Source organism: Maribacter hydrothermalis, assembly GCF_001913155.1.
Lineage (GTDB): Bacteria > Bacteroidota > Bacteroidia > Flavobacteriales > Flavobacteriaceae > Maribacter > Maribacter hydrothermalis.
This window is the reverse complement of sequence record NZ_CP018760.1, coordinates 3,853,415-3,872,622: the sequence shown is the minus strand read 5'-3', so window position 1 is coordinate 3,872,622 and position 19,208 is coordinate 3,853,415. Positions and strand designations below refer to the sequence as shown.

At 34.4% G+C, this 19,208-nt stretch carries 17 protein-coding genes; 12 read left to right on the top strand and 5 right to left on the bottom strand.

Translation table 11 applies throughout. The features are described 5' to 3' along the window. The first annotated feature begins 1 nt into the window (after position 1). From BTR34_RS16610 to galK, 6 genes are all read left to right on the top strand, one after another. The gene (locus BTR34_RS16610) at positions 2–589 is read left to right on the top strand and encodes a Maf family nucleotide pyrophosphatase (RefSeq protein WP_068484969.1); all 588 of its coding nucleotides are present in this window, start codon (positions 2–4) and stop codon (positions 587–589) included. 21 nt (positions 590–610) lie between these two features. Then, the gene (locus tag BTR34_RS16605) at positions 611–1,567 is read left to right on the top strand and encodes a septum formation inhibitor Maf (RefSeq protein WP_068484970.1); all 957 of its coding nucleotides are present in this window, start codon (positions 611–613) and stop codon (positions 1,565–1,567) included. 4 nt (positions 1,568–1,571) lie between these two features. Further along, a complete protein-coding gene (locus BTR34_RS16600) occupies positions 1,572–2,150 on the top strand; it encodes a mechanosensitive ion channel domain-containing protein (RefSeq protein ID WP_068484971.1) in 579 nt (192 codons plus the stop codon). A gap of 80 nt (positions 2,151–2,230) precedes the next feature. Next, positions 2,231–4,762 carry a PIG-L family deacetylase gene (locus BTR34_RS16595; protein ID WP_068484972.1) on the top strand — a complete coding sequence of 844 codons (2,532 nt, stop codon included), beginning with the start codon at positions 2,231–2,233 and terminating at the stop codon, positions 4,760–4,762. A gap of 111 nt (positions 4,763–4,873) precedes the next feature. Then, positions 4,874–6,610: a sodium:solute symporter gene (locus BTR34_RS16590; RefSeq protein ID WP_068484973.1), complete on the top strand. Its 1,737-nt coding sequence runs from the start codon at positions 4,874–4,876 to the stop codon at positions 6,608–6,610. A gap of 27 nt (positions 6,611–6,637) precedes the next feature. After that, positions 6,638–7,798: a galactokinase gene (gene galK, locus BTR34_RS16585; protein WP_068484974.1), complete on the top strand. Its 1,161-nt coding sequence runs from the start codon at positions 6,638–6,640 to the stop codon at positions 7,796–7,798. A gap of 162 nt (positions 7,799–7,960) precedes the next feature. Here galK and BTR34_RS16580 read toward each other — a convergent pair whose 3' ends face one another. Continuing rightward, a complete protein-coding gene (locus BTR34_RS16580; protein ID WP_068484975.1) occupies positions 7,961–8,806 on the bottom strand; it encodes a DUF2911 domain-containing protein in 846 nt (281 codons plus the stop codon). Between the two features lie 89 nt (positions 8,807–8,895). Further along, positions 8,896–10,077, bottom strand: a complete 1,182-nt coding sequence (locus BTR34_RS16575) for a hypothetical protein (RefSeq protein WP_068484976.1) — start codon at positions 10,075–10,077, stop codon at positions 8,896–8,898. A gap of 171 nt (positions 10,078–10,248) precedes the next feature. Here BTR34_RS16575 and BTR34_RS16570 point away from each other — a divergent pair, with 171 nt between their 5' ends. From BTR34_RS16570 to BTR34_RS16560, 3 genes are read left to right on the top strand one after another with little or no spacing between them, the layout of a single operon-like run. Then, the gene (locus BTR34_RS16570; protein WP_068484977.1) at positions 10,249–10,746 is read left to right on the top strand and encodes an SRPBCC family protein; all 498 of its coding nucleotides are present in this window, start codon (positions 10,249–10,251) and stop codon (positions 10,744–10,746) included. Then, entirely contained in the window at positions 10,747–11,436 is a 690-nt protein-coding gene (locus BTR34_RS16565) for an SDR family NAD(P)-dependent oxidoreductase (RefSeq protein WP_068484978.1), read from the top strand. Beyond that, on the top strand, positions 11,437–12,747 hold the full coding sequence (locus tag BTR34_RS16560) for a cryptochrome/photolyase family protein (RefSeq protein WP_068484979.1): 1,311 nt from the start codon (positions 11,437–11,439) through the stop codon (positions 12,745–12,747). A gap of 1 nt (position 12,748) precedes the next feature. Here the strand turns inward: BTR34_RS16560 and BTR34_RS16555 are convergent, their stop codons facing one another. Further along, entirely contained in the window at positions 12,749–13,798 is a 1,050-nt protein-coding gene (locus BTR34_RS16555; RefSeq protein ID WP_068484980.1) for a DUF6340 family protein, read from the bottom strand. Positions 13,799–14,042: 244 nt separating this feature from the next. On the opposite strand from BTR34_RS16555, the gene BTR34_RS16550 reads away from it, so the two are divergent. From BTR34_RS16550 to BTR34_RS16540, 3 genes are all read left to right on the top strand, one after another. After that, on the top strand, positions 14,043–15,470 hold the full coding sequence (locus BTR34_RS16550) for an amidohydrolase (RefSeq protein WP_068485030.1): 1,428 nt from the start codon (positions 14,043–14,045) through the stop codon (positions 15,468–15,470). Between the two features lie 199 nt (positions 15,471–15,669). Next, positions 15,670–16,116, top strand: a complete 447-nt coding sequence (locus BTR34_RS16545; protein WP_068484981.1) for a VOC family protein — start codon at positions 15,670–15,672, stop codon at positions 16,114–16,116. A 27-nt stretch (positions 16,117–16,143) separates the two neighbouring features. Beyond that, positions 16,144–17,142 (top strand): pirin family protein, encoded by a 999-nt coding sequence (locus tag BTR34_RS16540; protein WP_068484982.1) that lies wholly within the window; start codon positions 16,144–16,146, stop codon positions 17,140–17,142. A gap of 74 nt (positions 17,143–17,216) precedes the next feature. On the opposite strand, the gene murA is transcribed toward BTR34_RS16540, so the two are convergent. Both murA and BTR34_RS16530 read right to left on the bottom strand, forming a co-directional pair. Then, positions 17,217–18,524, bottom strand: coding sequence for a UDP-N-acetylglucosamine 1-carboxyvinyltransferase (gene murA / locus BTR34_RS16535; protein ID WP_068484983.1), 1,308 nt, complete (start codon positions 18,522–18,524; stop codon positions 17,217–17,219). Between the two features lie 16 nt (positions 18,525–18,540). After that, complete coding sequence (locus tag BTR34_RS16530) at positions 18,541–19,200, bottom strand: DUF4290 domain-containing protein (RefSeq protein ID WP_068484984.1); 660 nt, start codon at positions 19,198–19,200, stop codon at positions 18,541–18,543. Positions 19,201–19,208: the final 8 nt, after the last annotated feature.

The window sequence follows — 19,208 nt, the reverse complement described above, 5'->3', positions numbered from 1 at the left end:
TATGCTTCATAAAAATCTAAAAGAATTCACTATCATTTTAGCTTCCGGTTCACCAAGAAGGCATCAGTTTTTTATGGAAATGGGACTGGACTTTGAAGTACGATTAAAATCTGTAAATGAAGAATACCCATCATATTTAAAAGGAGCTGAAATATCAGACTATTTGGCAAAATTAAAAGCAGAAGCATTTAAAGATGAGCTGAATAACAAGGATATACTTATAACTTCGGACACGGTGGTTTGGCATAAAAATGAATCTTTAGCAAAAGCTGCGAACGCCATTGAAGCGGAAGATATGTTAAGAAAATTATCGGGAAATTGGCACCAGGTAATAACTTCTGTCTGTTTTACAACCCCTAACCAACAAACAGTTCTAAACTCAATAACGAAAGTAAAATTCAAAGACTTAACCACTGAAGAAATTCAGTATTATATTAAGAATTTCAAACCTTTTGATAAAGCTGGTGCATATGGAATTCAAGAATGGATTGGCCTAATTGGCATAGAAGAAATAAATGGCTCTTATACTAACGTAGTTGGTTTGCCAACTACATTGGTTTATGAAACTTTAATTAATTTGGTACAATAAACTTATTTAAAAACTAATAAAATGGCAATTTTTAAAAGCTTAAAATCAAGTATAACTATTTGTGGCATTTTTACATTCGTAGCTATTTTTACAGCTTGTAAAAATAATACAGGAATTAAAAAGAATAAAATAGCCATAAATACCACAGACAAAGAACAGAAAGCGCCTAAAAAAAAGCTTTCAAAAAAGTTTAAGGACTATTGGTACAATGGTACAGCAGAGATTACCACTTATGAGCTGGAACAAGCCAGGTATGGTGAAATAAGAGAAGGTTCAGCAGTAATGATTTTTGTGACCGAACCCTTTTTATCAGGTTTACAAGTAAAATCAGATACGAAAGACAACGATAATATCTCTGTACTAAAACTAAATGCAACTAAAAATTATATAACAGGGATTTACCCCTACTCTATCATGACCAGTAGTTTTTACCCTGTTCATGATAATCAGCACGCCCTAAAACTTTCTTTTTCAGCTCAAGAATGGTGTGGGCATGTATATGCACAACTAAATAACAGAAACGATTTTGAGATGATGTCACATTCTTATTTTGAATCTGAGGCCGACCAAACGTTCAACCTAAATAAAACAAATCTTGAAGATGAAATTTGGAATAAACTTCGAATTAACCCAACAGATTTACCTATTGGAGAAATAAAAATGATTCCTTCGCTAGAGTTTATAAGGCTTACCCATAAAGAATTAAAAGCATATAACGCAAAGACTTCGCTTACCGAAATGGATGGGATAAAAACCTTCGAAATAACATATCCAGAATTGGAACGCACATTAAAAATAAATTTCCGAACAGAATTTCCGTATACGATTGAAAGCTGGACAGATACTTATAAAGATGGTTTTGGAGATAATGCTAAAATTTTAACTTCTACCGCCACAATAATTAACAGGATTACAACACCATATTGGTCGCAGAATTCGAATAAGGATATATCTTTGCGAGATAGTTTAGGGTTATAATCTTATGAAACAATTTATTACCAATCATTACAATGAGCTTATCTATAGTCTTATTGTTTTCATCGTTATTTTAATTTTAAAATTTATATTAACCAAAACCGTACGCAAGGTTAGTAAACTAAGCGATTTTAACCCGGTTCGCACCAATTTAATCATCAAATTTATCAATATTGGATTAACCATATTGGCTATAGTTGCCCTTACTTTGGTTTGGAGTGTTAATTATAAAGATTTGGGTGTTATGCTATCCTCTGTTTTCGCAGTAATTGGTGTAGCCTTATTTGCGCAATGGTCTATCTTAAGTAATATAACCGCAGGAATGATTATCTTTTTTTCTTTTCCTTTTAAGATTGGAAATACCATTCGCATTTTAGACAAAGAATTAAATGAAACTGACGGCCATAATTCAGAATCTTTTGTAATTGAAGACATAAGAGCTTTCCACCTACACTTAAGAAGAAGTAATGGGGAAATACTTACATATCCCAATAACTTGGTATTACAAAAAGGGGTTGTTTTAATTTCAACCTACCAGCAAGGTGAGTTTTTAAATATAGAAGAAGATAAAGAACAACCTATTTGATTTTGTTAAAGAAGTCGTAAAAAAGGCTTGTTGGGTGCTAATCTTATTATATTTGAAATTACTACCAAAACCATCCAACAATGCGCCAATTATTAGGGCTTTTAACTTATAGTCTGTTTTTATTTAATACGATAAATTCTCAGGCTCCAAAGAAAGCTTCTCCTTCAGATATATATCATTCTATTGAGGAATTAAACTTTTTAGGTTCGGCATTATATATCGCAGCTCATCCAGATGACGAGAATACACGACTAATATCTTATTTAGCAAATAATACCAAAGCAAGAACCGCATACCTCTCCTTAACCCGTGGTGATGGTGGTCAAAATTTAATTGGGCCAGAATTGCGAGAACTTTTAGGAGTTTTGCGCACACAAGAATTATTAGCCGCAAGAAAAGTAGATGGTGGTGAACAATTTTTTACGCGCGCCAATGATTTTGGCTACTCTAAACACCCTAATGAAACATTAGAAATATGGAACAAGGAAACTATACTGGGAGACGTAGTAAAAGTAATACGCCAATTTAAACCAGATGTAATAATTAATAGATTTGACCACAGGTCGCCAGGTAGTACTCATGGTCACCATACTTCGTCTGCCATGTTAAGTTATGAAGCTTTTGACCTTGCTAATGACCCAACTGCTTATCCTAATCAATTATCAACTTCCAGCACCTGGCAACCAAAAAGATTGTTTTTTAATACGTCATGGTGGTTTTACGGAAGTCAAGAAAAATTTGAAGAAGCTGATAAATCGAAATTGCTAAGCATGGATGTTGGTGTATATTATCCAATGCTAGGCATGTCTAATAATGAAATAGCTTCTTTAGCTAGCAGTCAGCACCTGTGTCAGGGTTTTGGACGGCTAACCGCAAGGGGATCAGAAAGTGAGTATGTAGAATTGTTAAAAGGAGATTTACCTAATGATAAAAACAATCTTTTTGATGGAATAGACACAAGTTGGTCAAGAATAAAAGGAGGGAAAGCCATTGGCGAAATTCTATATGAAGTTCAGCGTAATTTCAATTTTATAAATCCGTCAGAACATTTACCCTCTTTACTAAAGGCGTATACACTTTTACAAAAAACGACCGATAAACATTGGAAAGAAATTAAAACCGAAGAGCTAACTAATATAATATCCGCAATATCTGGTTTGTATTTAGAAGCTTCAACAGAAACATCTTATGCAAACCCTGGGGAAACGGTAAGCGTTCAAATTCAAGCGCTAAATCGTAGTACCATAAATGCTAAAATAAAATCCGTTTACATAAATGACCAAGACTTGCAGTTAAATGCTGTAGCGTTAAAGAACAATGAATTTTTTGATAAAAAAATAGCGCTCCATATACCAACAACTACAGAATTCACAAGTCCGTATTGGTTAATTGAAAAAGGAACTTTAGGCACGTATACGGTAAAAAATAATAATTTAATAGGTAAGCCAGAATCCCCAAGTGCTTTTGTAGCTACCTTTAATTTAGATTTTAATGGAGTAAGTATTCCTATAAAAAAATCAGTGGTATATAAGTTCGCAAAGCCAGAAAAAGGTGAAATATACCAACCTTTTGAAATACTACCGGAAGCTACAGCAAGTTTCGCTGATAAGGTGATTATATTTGCCGATGCTTCCGAAAAAAGAATTCCTGTTATTATAAAGGCACACCAAGATAGTATCTCTGGCAGCATAGAATTAAAATATGGTGAAGGTTGGCAAGTAGACAAAAAAGAGCAAGCATTTTTTATTGCTAAAAAAGGAGATGAAAAAACCGTCTATTTTAATTTAAGTCCGCCCTCATTAGAAAATGAAAATTCCATTACACCTATGATAAAACTAAATGGAAGAGAAATAACTAAAGAATTAATTACGATTGCTTATGATCATATACCTACCCAAATGGTACTTTTACCTTCAGAAGCCAAAGTCGTTCGTTTAAACATAGAAAAAGCAGGTGATAATATTGGCTATATTATGGGTGCTGGCGATGAAGTACCCACTAGTCTTGAACAAATTGGTTACAATGTTCAAATAATTGATCCAAGTACAATTACTGAGGAATCTCTTGCAAAATATGATGCCGTAGTATTAGGAATTCGTGCTTACAATGTCGTGGACGAGCTAAAATTTAAACAACGATTTATATTAGATTATGCCAAAAATGGTGGCACTGTTATTGTGCAATATAATACGGCCAGTAGATGGGGAAGTCAATTTGAAAATATTGCACCTTTTGAACTGGAAATTTCAAGAGATAGAGTAACAAATGAAAACTCTGAAGTTGAAATAATTGCAAAAGATAATTCACTAGTAAACTTTCCGAATAAAATTAATGCAAATGATTTTCAAGGTTGGGTTCAGGAAAGAGGGTTATATTTTCCAGATAAATGGGGTTCAGAATTTACTCCTATTTTAAGTATGCATGATAAGGATGAAGAAAGTACAAAAGGGAGTCTTTTAATTGCCCCTTATGGAAAGGGAAACTATATTTATACCGGACTAAGTTTTTTCAGGGAATTACCCGTTGGAGTACCTGGAGCCTATAAATTATTTTCTAATATGCTATCAGTAGGTAAAGATAAAGTAGAGATAAAAGAGCAAATAAAAGGATGAAAAGAGAGCGTGACGAAAATACAACTTGGAAAAAAGAGTACTCTATATTACTAGTACTCAACTTAATATATGTTCTTATTTTCTATTACGTAATGACATCATTCAACTAATATGAGAGAATTAGATTGGATAATATTGGCCGGCACACTACTTTTTATAGTTGTTTACGGAGTTTGGAAAACTAAAGGAAGTAAAAACGTAGATGACTACGTACGTGGTGGCAATGATTCTAAATGGTGGACTATTGGTTTATCCGTAATGGCTACCCAAGCCAGTGCAATTACATTTTTATCTACTCCAGGTCAAGCATTTCATGACGGTATGGGCTTTGTTCAATTTTATTTTGGACTACCGCTTGCCATGATTATTATTTGTATGGTATTTGTCCCTTTATACCATAGAATGAAGGTGTATACGGCTTATGAGTTTTTAGAAAGCAGATTTGACCTTAAAACACGTTCTTTAGCAGCGATTTTATTTTTAATACAAAGAGGATTGGCAGCAGGTATTACCATATTTGCACCGTCCATTATTTTATCCGCTGTATTAGGTTGGGACTTAAGGACTTTAAATATCATCATAGGCAGTTTAGTAATTATTTATACAGTTTCTGGTGGAACAAATGCGGTAAGTGTAACACAAAAACAGCAGATGTTCATCATTATGACAGGTATGTTCATCACCTTCTTTTTTATACTAGGTTACTTACCTTCAGATATTACCTTTAGCAAGGCAATGAAAATTGCAGGTGCAAGTAATAAGCTTGAAATTTTAAATTTCGATTTAGATACTTCTAGCCGATATACATTCTGGAGTGGAATTACAGGTGGTCTTTTCTTATTCTTGGCCTATTTCGGTACGGACCAAAGTCAAGTACAGCGTTATTTATCAGGAAAATCTATTCGTGAAAGTCAATTAGGTCTGGTTTTTAATGCAATTTTTAAAATACCAATGCAGTTTTTTATTCTTCTAGTTGGTGTTATGGTTTTTGTATTTTATCAATACAATCCTTCGCCATTAAATTTTAATCCTTCTGCAACGCAAGCGGTTATGGAATCTCCTTTTGCCGAGGATTACAAGCTTTTACAAAAAGGACAAATTGAACTAGAAGCTGAAAAAAGAATTGCTCAAAACAAATTTTCATCGGCTTTAGAAATAAAAGAATATACTGCTGTTGAAGAGGCAAAAAAACAAATCATCAGAATTAATCAAAAAGATAGTACTAATCGTGTTGCCGCAAAAGCCCTTATAAGTCAAGCAAATGATGTTGTTGAAACCAATGATAAAGATTATGTTTTTATACATTTCATTCTTAACAATCTACCAACTGGTTTAATTGGTTTATTACTTGCAGTTATTTTGTCCGCAGCTATGTCTTCGACCGCTTCAGAATTAAATGCTTTAGGAACCATTACGGCATTAGATTTATACAAACGTAATAGAACCTCTACCAAGCTTACAGAAGCCCATTATGTAAAAGCTTCAAAATATTTCACTTTATTATGGGGTATCATCGCTATTTCTATTGCTTGTGTAGCCAACCTTTTCGACAATTTAATTCAATTGGTAAATATTATCGGTAGTATATTTTACGGTAACGTTTTAGGAATATTTTTAATTGCTTTCTTTTTTAAATTCATTAAAGGAAATGCTGTTTTTTTCGCAGCAATGGTAACGCAAATAATCATTTGCATTATTTATTACTATTTAATTCATATTTACCCTTCCGGTCAAGAAAAATTAGGTTATTTGTGGCTTAACTTTTTCGGAGCGGCCATGGTAATCATAATTTCCTTTATTTTTGAGGCGTTTGATCGAATGTTAAAAAGACCTCTTCCTTCGATATAACCAAACAATACATATTATTTTAAGTTAATGGTATATAAAACGATTACGGCTTTTTTTAAGGAAAACTACCATAAAAGCCCGCTACTTATTAAAGCTCCAGGGCGAATAAATTTAATAGGTGAACATACAGATTACAACCAAGGCCTTGTATTACCCGCTTCTATTGAAAAAGGAATATATTTTGCTGTTACTGATAATCATGACAATGTAATTAGAATCGAAACTTTTTTAACACAACCAGAGAAAATTGAATTTACACTTAAAGGGGAACATAAAGCTTTTACATCATTTTGGGGAAATTATTTTAAAGCGATCATTGAAATTTTAGTTGCAAAAAACTACCCAATAAAAGCAATGAATTGTGTATTTGGAGGTGATATACCTATAGGATCTGGACTCTCCTCTTCTGCTGCACTTTGTTGTGGTTTTATATATGCATTATCGAAAATTTCAGGGAATGAAATTCCTAGGGAAGAAATTGCCTTAATTGCTCAAGAGGCAGAGCACAAAATAGGGCTTAATTGTGGTTTAATGGACCAGTACGCCGTGCTTTTTGGGAAAAAAGGAAATGCATTTTTCTTAGATTGTAAAGATTTAAGTCATAGGTATATTCCCATTAATTTAGAAGGCTATAGTTGGGTGTTGGTTAACTCTAACATAAAACATAATTTAGTGGTAGATTCCGAATATAATAAAAGACGAATTTCTTGCGAGAACATAGTAAGAAATGTAAAAAAACTAAGACCAGAAGTAAATTCCTTACGAGATGTTACTATTAGTGATTTAGAAAAGATTACTGAAAAAAGTAACGAAACCGATTTAAAAAGGGCTAAATATATAATTGATGAGAATAATCGTGTTCTCCGTATGATGAATGCACTAACCAATGGCGATGAGCAAGAAGTAGGTCGTATTTTAAATGAAGGTCATTGGGCAATGTCTACGCAATATGAAATTACTACAAACGAAATAGACGCACTCGTTACTATTGGGGAAAATTTAGAAGGGATTATTGGTTCAAGAATGATGGGTGGAGGATTTGGCGGTTGTACTATTAACCTAATAGAAACAGCTAAACTGGATTCAAGTATTTCATCGCTGTTAAAAGCGTATCAAAACCAAACAGGAATAGCTGCTGAATATTATCACTTAGCCATTGATGACGGTGTTAAGGTGATTGAATATTAAATAAAAAATACTACTGGGCAATACCCCCACTAGTTATTGAAAGAATTGACCTTAAAAATTACGTAATAATTCTCGGAGCGTTATAATCGCGATTATCGAATAAAATAAAAAAGTCCGAGTATAAAATATACACGGACTTTTTCAATTAGAATAGGTTGCTAATTATTTAGAACCCCATTCTTTTAAAGAATCGTTATTCATTTTAATGTAATCGTTATTACCAGCTTCAGTTGCACCGGCCAATGATTTTTTAGCGGCTTCTATGGCCCCTTTCTTATCACCAGCTTTTGCTAAAATTAAAGACTGTTGTCTAAGCTGCCAAAATGCAGGCTTCTCAGTCATTGACATTGCCTTAGTCATCCATTCCTTAGCTTTGTTAATATCTTTACCTTCACTTGAGTAGTATACTGCAGCTGCATAATAGTCATTGGCAGTTGGACCATTTAAAGCCTTATCGATATTTTGCATTACTGCGGCATCAGTAGGTACGGAAAAAGGTACGGCCACATAAGTGTTCTCCCAAATTATTCCAATATTAGCTCCATTGTTCATTACATCATCAACAGTAATCGTAAATGTTTCTACTGGCATTTCAAGTTTATGAACCGGTACTGATAATTGCGCTACCACTTTACTTTCATCCCAATTGCTTGGTGTACCACCACCAACAATATCAGTATAAAAGAATACTTCCCAATTAGAAGCTCCAGGTTTAGTGAAAATTGAATACTTACCAGCTTTTACATCTTTACCTCCAATAGATGCGTCAGTATTAAAAGTTATGGTCGTATATCCGTTAGCCCCTGTACGCCATAATTTGTCAAAAGGTACTAAGTTGCCATACACTTCTCTACCACGCATGCTTGGTCTAGAATAATCTATTGTCACTTCAGTTAAACCTACGGTTTGCATCAATTTTGATGATGGACTTGGTGCTGGTGTATTAATCTGAGCTTCAACTGTTAGCGTTGCAACAATTGCCATTAAAAAGAGTACTACTTTGTTCATGTTTTTTATGATTAGTTTATAATAACAAAACTAATTATAAAGGATGGTGTGGAATGTTAATTTATTCTTAAATACAAATGAAACCTATTTTAATAAACCAAAAAAGAGGTAGCTATAATTCTATCCTCTAAATATGTTGCCATATAATAGACCGAAGTTTCTAAATGCTGAGAAATAACACCCTCTTTCTCAATTTCACCATTGTTTTGCCAAACTCGTTTGCCCAATACATCAAAAATAATTTGGCCATATACTGCTTTATTGGTAGATAATGTATAATGATATTGGTTGGTTAAATTATCCTTATATATTATTAAATTGTCGTCTTCAACCGTTTCTCCTGGAACTTCTGGGTTTTCAGGTTCTTCTGGTTCTTCAGGCTCCTCTGGATCTACTGGTTCATCTATTGGTAACTGAAAAGTAAACAGTCTAGAAGGTGATTCAATCGCCGGCGTTTGCCTAGAATAATATTCCGATGAAAAGAAATAACTCTCTGCACTGGTTTGTGTTATTCCTTCTGCTTGTACAAAGTTTAATCCTAGAGGTTGTTGCGTATACCCCTCAAAAAAGGAATTAAAATTTAAATCTTCAACAACACCAACAAACGGACTCAAAATAGAAGAATACCCAATAACAACTAATTTGTTAGTCGCTGTTTCATAAGTTGCATCGGTAATTAACCCAACGTTATTTATAGACCCTACCCTACTAGCCACATACGTTCCTGGAAATTTAGAAAACTCATAAGCTGCAGCACCTAGTGATTTCCATTGCTTCGTTAAAACCACTATACTATTATCAATAACGAAAAATGCTTCTGCATCCCAATCACTATTTCCATCATTCTGGAATTCTTGTTGGTCTTCATAAGAAAAATATATGGTCGTCGCTGTAACAGAATTAGAATTCAAATAATCATCCTTTAAAATTCTATGAATTGCTAAATCGGTTCTAATACCTACATTATTGCCAAAATCCCCAATGTATATATATTCGTCATCTTGCGAAATAGCTTCCCAATCTATATTTGAAATATTACTGATGTTAACCCTCCTTTGTATAGAAAGGGATAAGGTATCCAACTCATATAAAATGGCTTCGTTCCCAGAATCATTAAAAGTTATTAAATTCCCATTAAAATATAGTAATCCCGATGTTTCAAATATATCACTTGGTAATTCTCCAACAGTTTGCACATTCTCTTGCGCAGCTAAAGAAGCTGTATAAGTGAATAACATTATAAACCCTAACTGCTGAATAAAAAGTTTCATTGTTGCAAAATAAGCTAGAATTATGTTAATCCATCGTATTTAACGAGCAAAATTTAATTTAATCGATTAAGTCAATTTTTAGACCAATAAAAATGAATTTTTAATATTGTTTAACTATTTTTGATTTTTGTTAGACAACAATAATGATCTATTGTGTTCAAAAATCTATTTATGAAATTATATCAATTGCATTCTAAACAGTCATTACCTATTACTAAAGAAAAGGCATGGGAATTTTTATCCAACCCCGCCAACTTAAAAGTAATTACTCCAGAGCACATGGGTTTTAATATACTTGATGGGGCAGATAGAGCAATGTTTCCAGGTCAGATCATACAATATAAAGTATCTCCTTTTCCAGGGTTTACAACTAAATGGGTAACCGAAATAACACATGTAGACCAAGGTAATTATTTTGTTGATGAACAAAGGTTCGGACCCTATTCTCTTTGGCATCATAAACATTTTATTAAAAAAATTAATGAAGGTGTTGAAATGGAGGATATTATAGATTATAAAATTCCATTCGGAATATTGGGTCAAATAGCACATCCTTTAATCGTAAAAAAACAATTGCTGGAGATATTCAAATTTCGTGAACAAAAATTAAAACAACTATTTGGCAGTGTAGAATCCATTCCAAATCAACTTGAACTTAAATCGTTTTAAATGAAAAATATATTATTAATTGGAGGCTCTCATGGTATTGGGCTATCGATAGTCAAAGAATTACAAAACACGCATCAACTTTTTATAGCTTCTAGAACTGACGAAGCTTTACAACACAAAAACATTACTCATATACCGTTTGATGTAACAACAGATGCCTTAGATATTTCAAAACTGCCGGAAAAACTTGATGGATTTGTATACTGTCCAGGAAGTATTAATTTAAAACCTTTTAAAATGATGTCTTTAGACACTATAAAAGAGGACATGGAACTCAATTTCTTTTCTATGGTAAAGGTTGTAAAAACAGTTATTTCAAAAATGAACGAAGGTTCAAGTATGGTTTTTTTCAGTACTATTGCCGTAGGTACCGGTATGCCCTTTCATTCCAGTGTTTCCGCAGCAAAAGGTGCTGTTGAAGGATTTGCAAAATCTATGGCCGCCGAGTATGCTCCAAAAGTAAGGGTTAATGTTGTTGCACCGTCGCTAGTGGATACACCTTTAGCTAAAAGACTTTTAAACAATGATAAGAAACGTGAAACAATGAGCGAGCGCCACCCATTAAAAAGAGTCGGAAATCCAGAAGACATTGCCAATGCGGCCATTTTTCTTTTAAGTGACAAAAGCACTTGGGTAACGGGACAGGTTTTAGGCGTAGACGGTGGACTCTCAACTTTAAACATCAACTAAATGTCGAAAAAAGTAGCTATATTTTGGTTTAGAAGAGATTTAAGATTGGACGATAACGTAGGATTTCTTGAAGCATTGAAAGGAGATTACCCCGTACTGCCTATTTTCATTTTTGACAAAGAAATTCTATCCAAATTACCAAAAGACGATGCAAGACTCACTTTCATTCATGAGACATTGCAGAACATGAGAATTGAGCTACAAGAAGAAAATGACAGCTCTATAGGAATGTTTTATGGTACACCAATTGAGATCTTTAAAAAATTAACAGCGGAGTATGAGGTCAAGTCCGTATTCACAAATAATGACTATGAACCCTACGCGAAGAAACGCGATGAAAAAATAGCAGACTTTCTTTCTCAAAAAGACATCACTTTTAAAACCTATAAAGATCAAGTAATTTTTGAAAAATCTGAAATAGTAAAAGATGATGGAGAGCCTTACGTTGTATACACTCCGTATAAAAACAAATGGAAAGAACATTTTAATGTAGATAAAGATTTAGAGATTCACTACACAAATCAATATTTATCCAACTTGATTAAAAATTCGCGTTTACCCAACTTATCACTTAGCGATATTGGTTTTGAGAAATCCAAAATTGAGGTACCTGAATATGATGTAACCCCTACCTTAATTGATAACTATGAGGACACGCGTAATTTTCCAGCCAAGGAAAACGGCACTTCACGATTGGGTCCCCATTTGCGCTTTGGTACCGTATCCGTGCGTAAAATGATGAAAAAGGCAATTGCTGAAGACAACAAAGTTTTTTGGAGCGAATTAATATGGCGAGAGTTTTTCATGTCTATTTTATACCACTTTCCACATACCATAAATAACGCTTTTAGACCAAAATATGACCGTATAGAATGGCGAAATAATGAGGAAGAATTTGAAAAATGGAAAAATGGAAAAACTGGATATCTATTAGTAGATGCCGGTATGCGTCAATTAAATGAAACTGGGTATATGCATAATCGAGTTAGAATGTTAGTCGCAAGTTTTCTTTGCAAACACCTGTTGATAGATTGGCGCTGGGGAGAAACCTATTTTGCTGAAAAATTGTTGGATTATGAAATGAGTTCTAACGTTGGAAACTGGCAATGGGCCGCAGGTAGTGGTGTAGATGCTGCTCCATATTTTAGAATTTTTAATCCCATGACCCAAGTCGATAAATTCGACAAGAACAAAAAGTATATCAAAGAATGGATTTCAGAATACGGTACCGATAAGTACCCAGAAAAAATGGTAGATCATAAAATGGCCAGAGAAAGATGTTTAGAAATTTACAAAGCCGCAGTCAGCTAATTTATTTAGATAATTGACGATTTAATTCTTGTTGGTTAACCACTCTTCTTTTCAACATATTTACATAACGTAGCGCATCTTTATTCTCGTAATCTGTGTAGGCTTTAGACGCATATTCTATTGCCTTGTTCAGGTTTCCATTGATTTCACTACTAATGGCCATATTGTAATAGGCTCTACCGGCAACTTTACTTTTAGCACTATTTAGTTCGGCATTCCATAACTCTGCAGCACCATCCCAATCGCCTGCTTTTGCACGTCTATCCGCTATTTCTAAATTGTTACTTCCTTTAGTAAAATAATCTCTGGCAATACGAATGCTTTCAGGTCTTGTGAAAAGCGCATAATTAGCACCTAAATTAGCGCTACTACTTAGCACGGCTTCCTTTCTGCCTATAACAGCTTCTAATGCCTTTACAGGATTAATTCCCTCTCCCATAGAAAATAGTTGATCATTAGAAATATATTGATCTATAATAGTTCTATTTGCAGGGTCATATATTCTCCATCCATTTTTAATTGCTGTGTTCAACTTAATTCTATGGCCTGGTACATTTGCAATTATACCTAAATTATTGGGGATTTTAACCATTGTCATTTCATAGTCTACAGCAGTATCTGTATCATAAAACTCAAGGGAAAAAATAATATCTACTTCATTTTCTTTACATAATCGTTCTACAATATCCCATGTGAGTTCAGCAGGAAAAACACTTAATCCTTTATCAATATCCTTTTGACTCTCAATAATTTTTATAGCTTCAAATCGGTTATCACGCTCTAATTCATATTTAAGTCCTGAAACTGCTCTTTGTGCCCCCTCTTTGTCTAAATTAAGACCTTCAAGCGATAGAATCTTATCAATATTATCTACGACCTTATTTTTTTCAGAAGCACTACTTCTGTTTACAATACCAATAGCAACTACATCATTTGGTATAGGTACTTGGGCGGGTTGGGTAATACCCATCGTCATTCTATTTGTAGAACTACAAGCCATTATGGATAAAAATGCCGTAATTAAAAACAATTTAAAGGCTATATTTCTCATAATTCGATTTTTTTTAAAACATGGGGATTTTAGTAATAACGAAAAAAGAACCAATAAATTATAGATGACTACTAGCTAACTTTTTAAATCTAAAATAATTGAAACAATATCTATTTTTACTAATGATAACATCACTTTTTACTAAGTAAATTACAGCGCTAAATTTGGTATATTTACTAAGACTTTAATAGAACGGATACAACATCATCAAGAATTGAAGTTAGAACAACCAAAAACAACTAAAATGAAAAAAACGATTCTAATGGCGCTCTGCCTTAGCATGAGTGTATCGGTTTTTGCCCAGAAAATGAGTAAAGACAAAATCCAACTTGTTTCTTCTATTGAAAAGCACAAAGAAGAACTTATTAAAATCAGTGATTCTATTTGGGCACTTGCCGAAACCGCTTTCGATGAAACAGAATCTTCGCGAATTTTAGCCGATTATGCCGAAAAAAATGGATTAACGGTAACAAGAGGTGTTGCTGAAATACCAACGGCATTTACAGCAACATACGGTTCTGGCAGTCCTGTAATAAGTATTTTAGGCGAGTTTGATGCCCTACCCGGTATTTCTCAAAAAGCATCACCAGTAAAAGAACCTTTTAAAGAAGGAGCTGCAGGTCATGGTTGCGGTCATAATATGTTTGGTACCGCAAGTCTAGGGTCGGCAATTGCCATAAAAGAGTTAATGGATGCCGGAAAAATTAAAGGAACGGTTAAGTTTTTAGGAACACCGGCCGAAGAAAAATACTTTGCAAAAGTATGGATGGTAAAAGCCGGACTTTGGGATGATGTCGATGTAAATGTAAGTTGGCACCCTTCTGCGGATATCGAAGCAGATGTACAAAGTGGATTGTCACTTATTGATTTTGTCGTAGAATTTTACGGTCAGACTGCCCATGCCTCTATGGATCCATGGAACGGCCGCAGTGCGTCAGATGCTTTAGAATTATACACTACAGGAATTAATTATTACCGTGAGCATATTTTACCTACATCAAGAATTCATTATCATATTCAAGATGGCGGTCAGGTTGTAAATGTAGTTCCCGATTATGCCAAACTTTGGGTTCGTGTTAGAGATCCTAAAAGGTCAAAAATGTTACCAACATACGAGCGTGTAAAAGCAATGGCGGAAGGCGCTGCGATTATGGCCAACGTTGATTATAAAATCTCTTTGGTTTCCGGTATTTACGAAACTTTGGTAAACCGCTCAGGTGGGGAAATTATGCAGAATAATTTAGAGCTACTTGGTCCAATTACCTATACTGAAGAAGAGACTGTTTTTGGTAAAGCCATACAAAAAGCAACGGGTAAACCAGAAGTTGGTTTTGATGGTACGGTTCACCCATTAAGAGAAACTTTGGAAAGCCCTGGTGGTGGTTCTACCGATGTAGGTGATGTTAGCTGGAACGTGCCAAATATTAATTTAGGCGTTTCTGTAGCACCTACCGGTACACCTTGGCATTCATGGGCGGTAGTTGCCTGTGGCGGAATGTCAATCGGTCATAAAGGAATGATATACGCATCTAAAGCAATGGGAATGACCATGTTAGACCTGTTTCAAAATTCCAAATTAGTTGACAAAGTTAAAGAAGAATTCAAAACCCGTAAAGGTGATGAAGTATATGAACCAATGATCGATGGTCCACCACCAATCGACGTTGAGTAATATGCAATTCGGCAAACTCAACTAAAGGTGCTAGGTAAGATTGAGAACATATATTACATATTTTCATTTTCAACCGAAAGGTATGGGGGAGCAAGCCATAAAGTTTTAAACCCTCAATGAAAGACTAAAAAGAAGCTATCTATTAAGATAGCTTCTTTCATTTTTAAGTAACTTGAACCATCAAACTTAAACAACAACAATGAAAAAATTTATCGCATTATTATTTTTAGTCTTCAGTTCATTAGCTACAGCACAATCCTTCGATTTTCAATATGATCATTACTCGGTTATCGTAAAGGACTTGGATAAAGTAGGGGCATTTTATAAGGATGTTCTAAATTTAAAGGAGATTCCCCACCCTTCTGCCCCATCAGGCTTTAAATGGTTTGTAATTCAAGGAAACTCACAATTGCATTTAATTGGCAAGGATAGTGTAGCAATGGAACATAGTAAAAGTGTGCATCTATGTTTGGCTACCCAAAAATTGGATGAATTAATAACCACTCTTGAAGAAAAAAATATCACGTATTACGACTGGCCAGGAAAAGAGAATGCAGTCACCCTAAGAGCTGATGGTGTAAGACAGATTTATTTGAAAGACCCAGAAAACAATTGGGTGGAAATTAACAACGCGATTCATAAATAATAGTGCAAATTTAATTTCATTACACTTATGAAAAGTGAAATCAAACAACTATTTAAATTAGAATTTCCATGGCAAACACAAGATCCATTTTTATTCTGCGTTTACCATCTAGATTACTATCCTAAAGGAAATGGAGAACTAGGTCCCTCTGATTCTTTAGAGGGAAGAAATTTAGGAAACGATTTTGAGATTAAGGATGGTTACAGAATGTATCACGGTACTACCATTCCGGGTTTCCCTGCACATCCGCATCGCGGATTTGAAACAATAACAGTAGTTAATAAAGGATTTTGTGATCATTCCGATTCTTTGGGTGCCGCCGGTCGTTTTGGCGAGGGAGATGTGCAATGGATGACCGCTGGAAGTGGCGTGCAACATTCAGAAATGTTTCCACTTATTCATACAGATAATGTAAATACATTAGAGCTTTTTCAAATTTGGTTGAATTTACCATCAAAAAGCAAGTTTGTAGCCCCTCATTTTAAAATGCTATGGCATGAAGATATTCCGATATTAAAACTTGAACAATCTACCGTAAAAATAATCACCGGTAGTTTTAAAACTGAAAAAGCATTAGAACCAGCTCCAGATTCTTGGGCTTCAGAGACGGTAAACGATGTTGCTATCTGGAATATAAAGATTGATGTAAATGGCACTATAACACTACCAAAGTCTAATAAAGGCACAACACGTACCCTATATTTCTATGAAGGCGACACTATAGAAGTTCTGGGCGAATCGATATCACCAAATCATGGATTTGAAGTAAAAGCTACCGAAGAAACAATTATTACTGCTTTTGGCAAAGAGGCTTGTATTCTTGTATTACAAGGTAAACCAATTAACGAGCCTGTAGCTAAGTATGGCCCGTTTGTTATGAATACCGATGAAGAATTACAAAATGCGATGGATGAATTTAGAACTACACAATTTGGTGGTTGGCCATGGAGACATCCTGATCAAGTACATGAAATAAATAAGGGACGATTTGCTAAATACACTGACGGCACAATTGTAGAGAAATAATTTAAAAGCAAAAACTCCATAATCTTGGTATAAAACCTAATTATGGAGTTTATTTATTATCAGTAAATAGAAGCTTAACTTCTTACAATTTTAGCTCCTATCGCACGTAATCTTTCATCAATATTCTCGTAACCACGATCTATTTGTTCAATATTATGAATAGTAGAGGTTCCTTTTGCCGATAAAGCGGCTATTAATAATGAAACACCTGCTCTAATATCTGGCGATGTCATAGTAGTAGCTTTTAAGGTAGATTTAAAATCATGACCAATTACCGTAGCTCTATGTGGGTCACAAAGAATTACTTTTGCTCCCATATCTAATAACTTATCTACAAAAAACAAACGGCTTTCGAACATCTTTTGATGAATTAAAACTTCACCTCTAGACTGTGTAGCGACTACTAAAATAATACTTAATAAATCGGGGGTTAGTCCTGGCCAAGGGGCATCGGCAATGGTTAAGATAGAGCCATCAATATAGTTTTGAATTTCGTATCCGTCTTTATGAGCGGGAATATAAATATCGTCACCTTTTCTTTCTAGCGTTATACCTAGTTTACCAAATACGGTAGGTATTTGACCTAAATCATCCCAACTAACATCTTTAATCGTTAATTCGCTCTTGGTCATCGCCGCTAGACCGATCCAGCTACCAATTTCGATCATATCAGGTAGCATTCTATGTTCTGTACCACCTAATTTTTCAACACCATCGATAACCAAAAGATTAGAACCAACACCAGATATTTTAGCGCCCATTCTATTCAACATTTTACAAAGCTGCTGTAAATAAGGCTCACAAGCGGCATTGTATATTGTAGTTTGTCCTTCTGCTAAAACCGCTGCCATTACAATGTTTGCCGTACCAGTTACAGAAGCTTCATCTAACAACATGTAGGCACCTTTTAATTTGTCAGCTTCTACGCCATAGAAATACTCTTCTCGGTTATAGCGAAATTTAGCACCAAGCTTAATAAACCCTTCAAAGTGCGTATCTAAACGTCTACGGCCAATTTTATCACCTCCTGGTTTAGGAATATATCCTTTACCAAAACGTGCTAATAAAGGTCCTACAAGCATTATAGAACCACGAAGTCCCCTACCGTCCTCCTTAAACTGATCAGATTGTAAATAGTCTAGGTTAACATCATCGGCCTTAAATGTATAAGAACCTTTACCTTTCTTTTGAATTTTTACACCTAAATCTTCTAAAAGAGTTATAAGTTTATTTACATCTATAATATCTGGGATATTATTAATGGTTACTTTTTCGCTTGTAAGCAATACTGCGCAAAGTATTTGAAGTGCTTCGTTCTTTGCTCCTTGAGGTGTTATTTCACCCGATAATTGGTGACCTCCTTCAATTTTAAATGTTCCCATCTACAGAAGTAGAAATTTAATAGCGTTTTTTTCCGCGGTTATTATTATTTCTTTGATTTTTCTTACCTGAATTATTAGATCTAGGCGTTTTAGCTACCCTATTCTTAAGAAATTGACCACTATCAGTTAAGCTTTCACCTTCTGCCGCCAGATCTATACGACCATCACTTAATTCAAATAAATGCTTAAAAATTGCCTTGTCATCGACAACATCTTTGTTCCAATTTAAATAGCATTTTTTCATATGATTAGCGATTGTGTACTCTAATCCTGATCGCTTATCACCTTTTTCCCATTCAACGGCTACATCTATCATCAGTTTTATGTTATTACCATAAAAACGATATTTTGGAAAATTCTGAGGATACTCTAACGCATCTGGGCGTTGTCTTAATATCTCTTTAGAAGTAATTGGAAATGGTGAGTCTACATCCAATTTAAAATCGGACATAATAAACAACTGATCCCAAAGTTTATGTTGAAAATCGGGCACATCACGTAAATGAGGTTGTAAGTTACCCATTACACTAATAATAGCTTGTGCCACTTTGTTTCGTTCTTCACGATCTTTAACGGAAACCGCATGGTCTACCATTTTTTGAAAATGACGACCATATTCTGGTATAATTAAATGATCGCGCTCCGTATTATATTCTAGGTTTTCTACTAATTGCAAATTTAAAA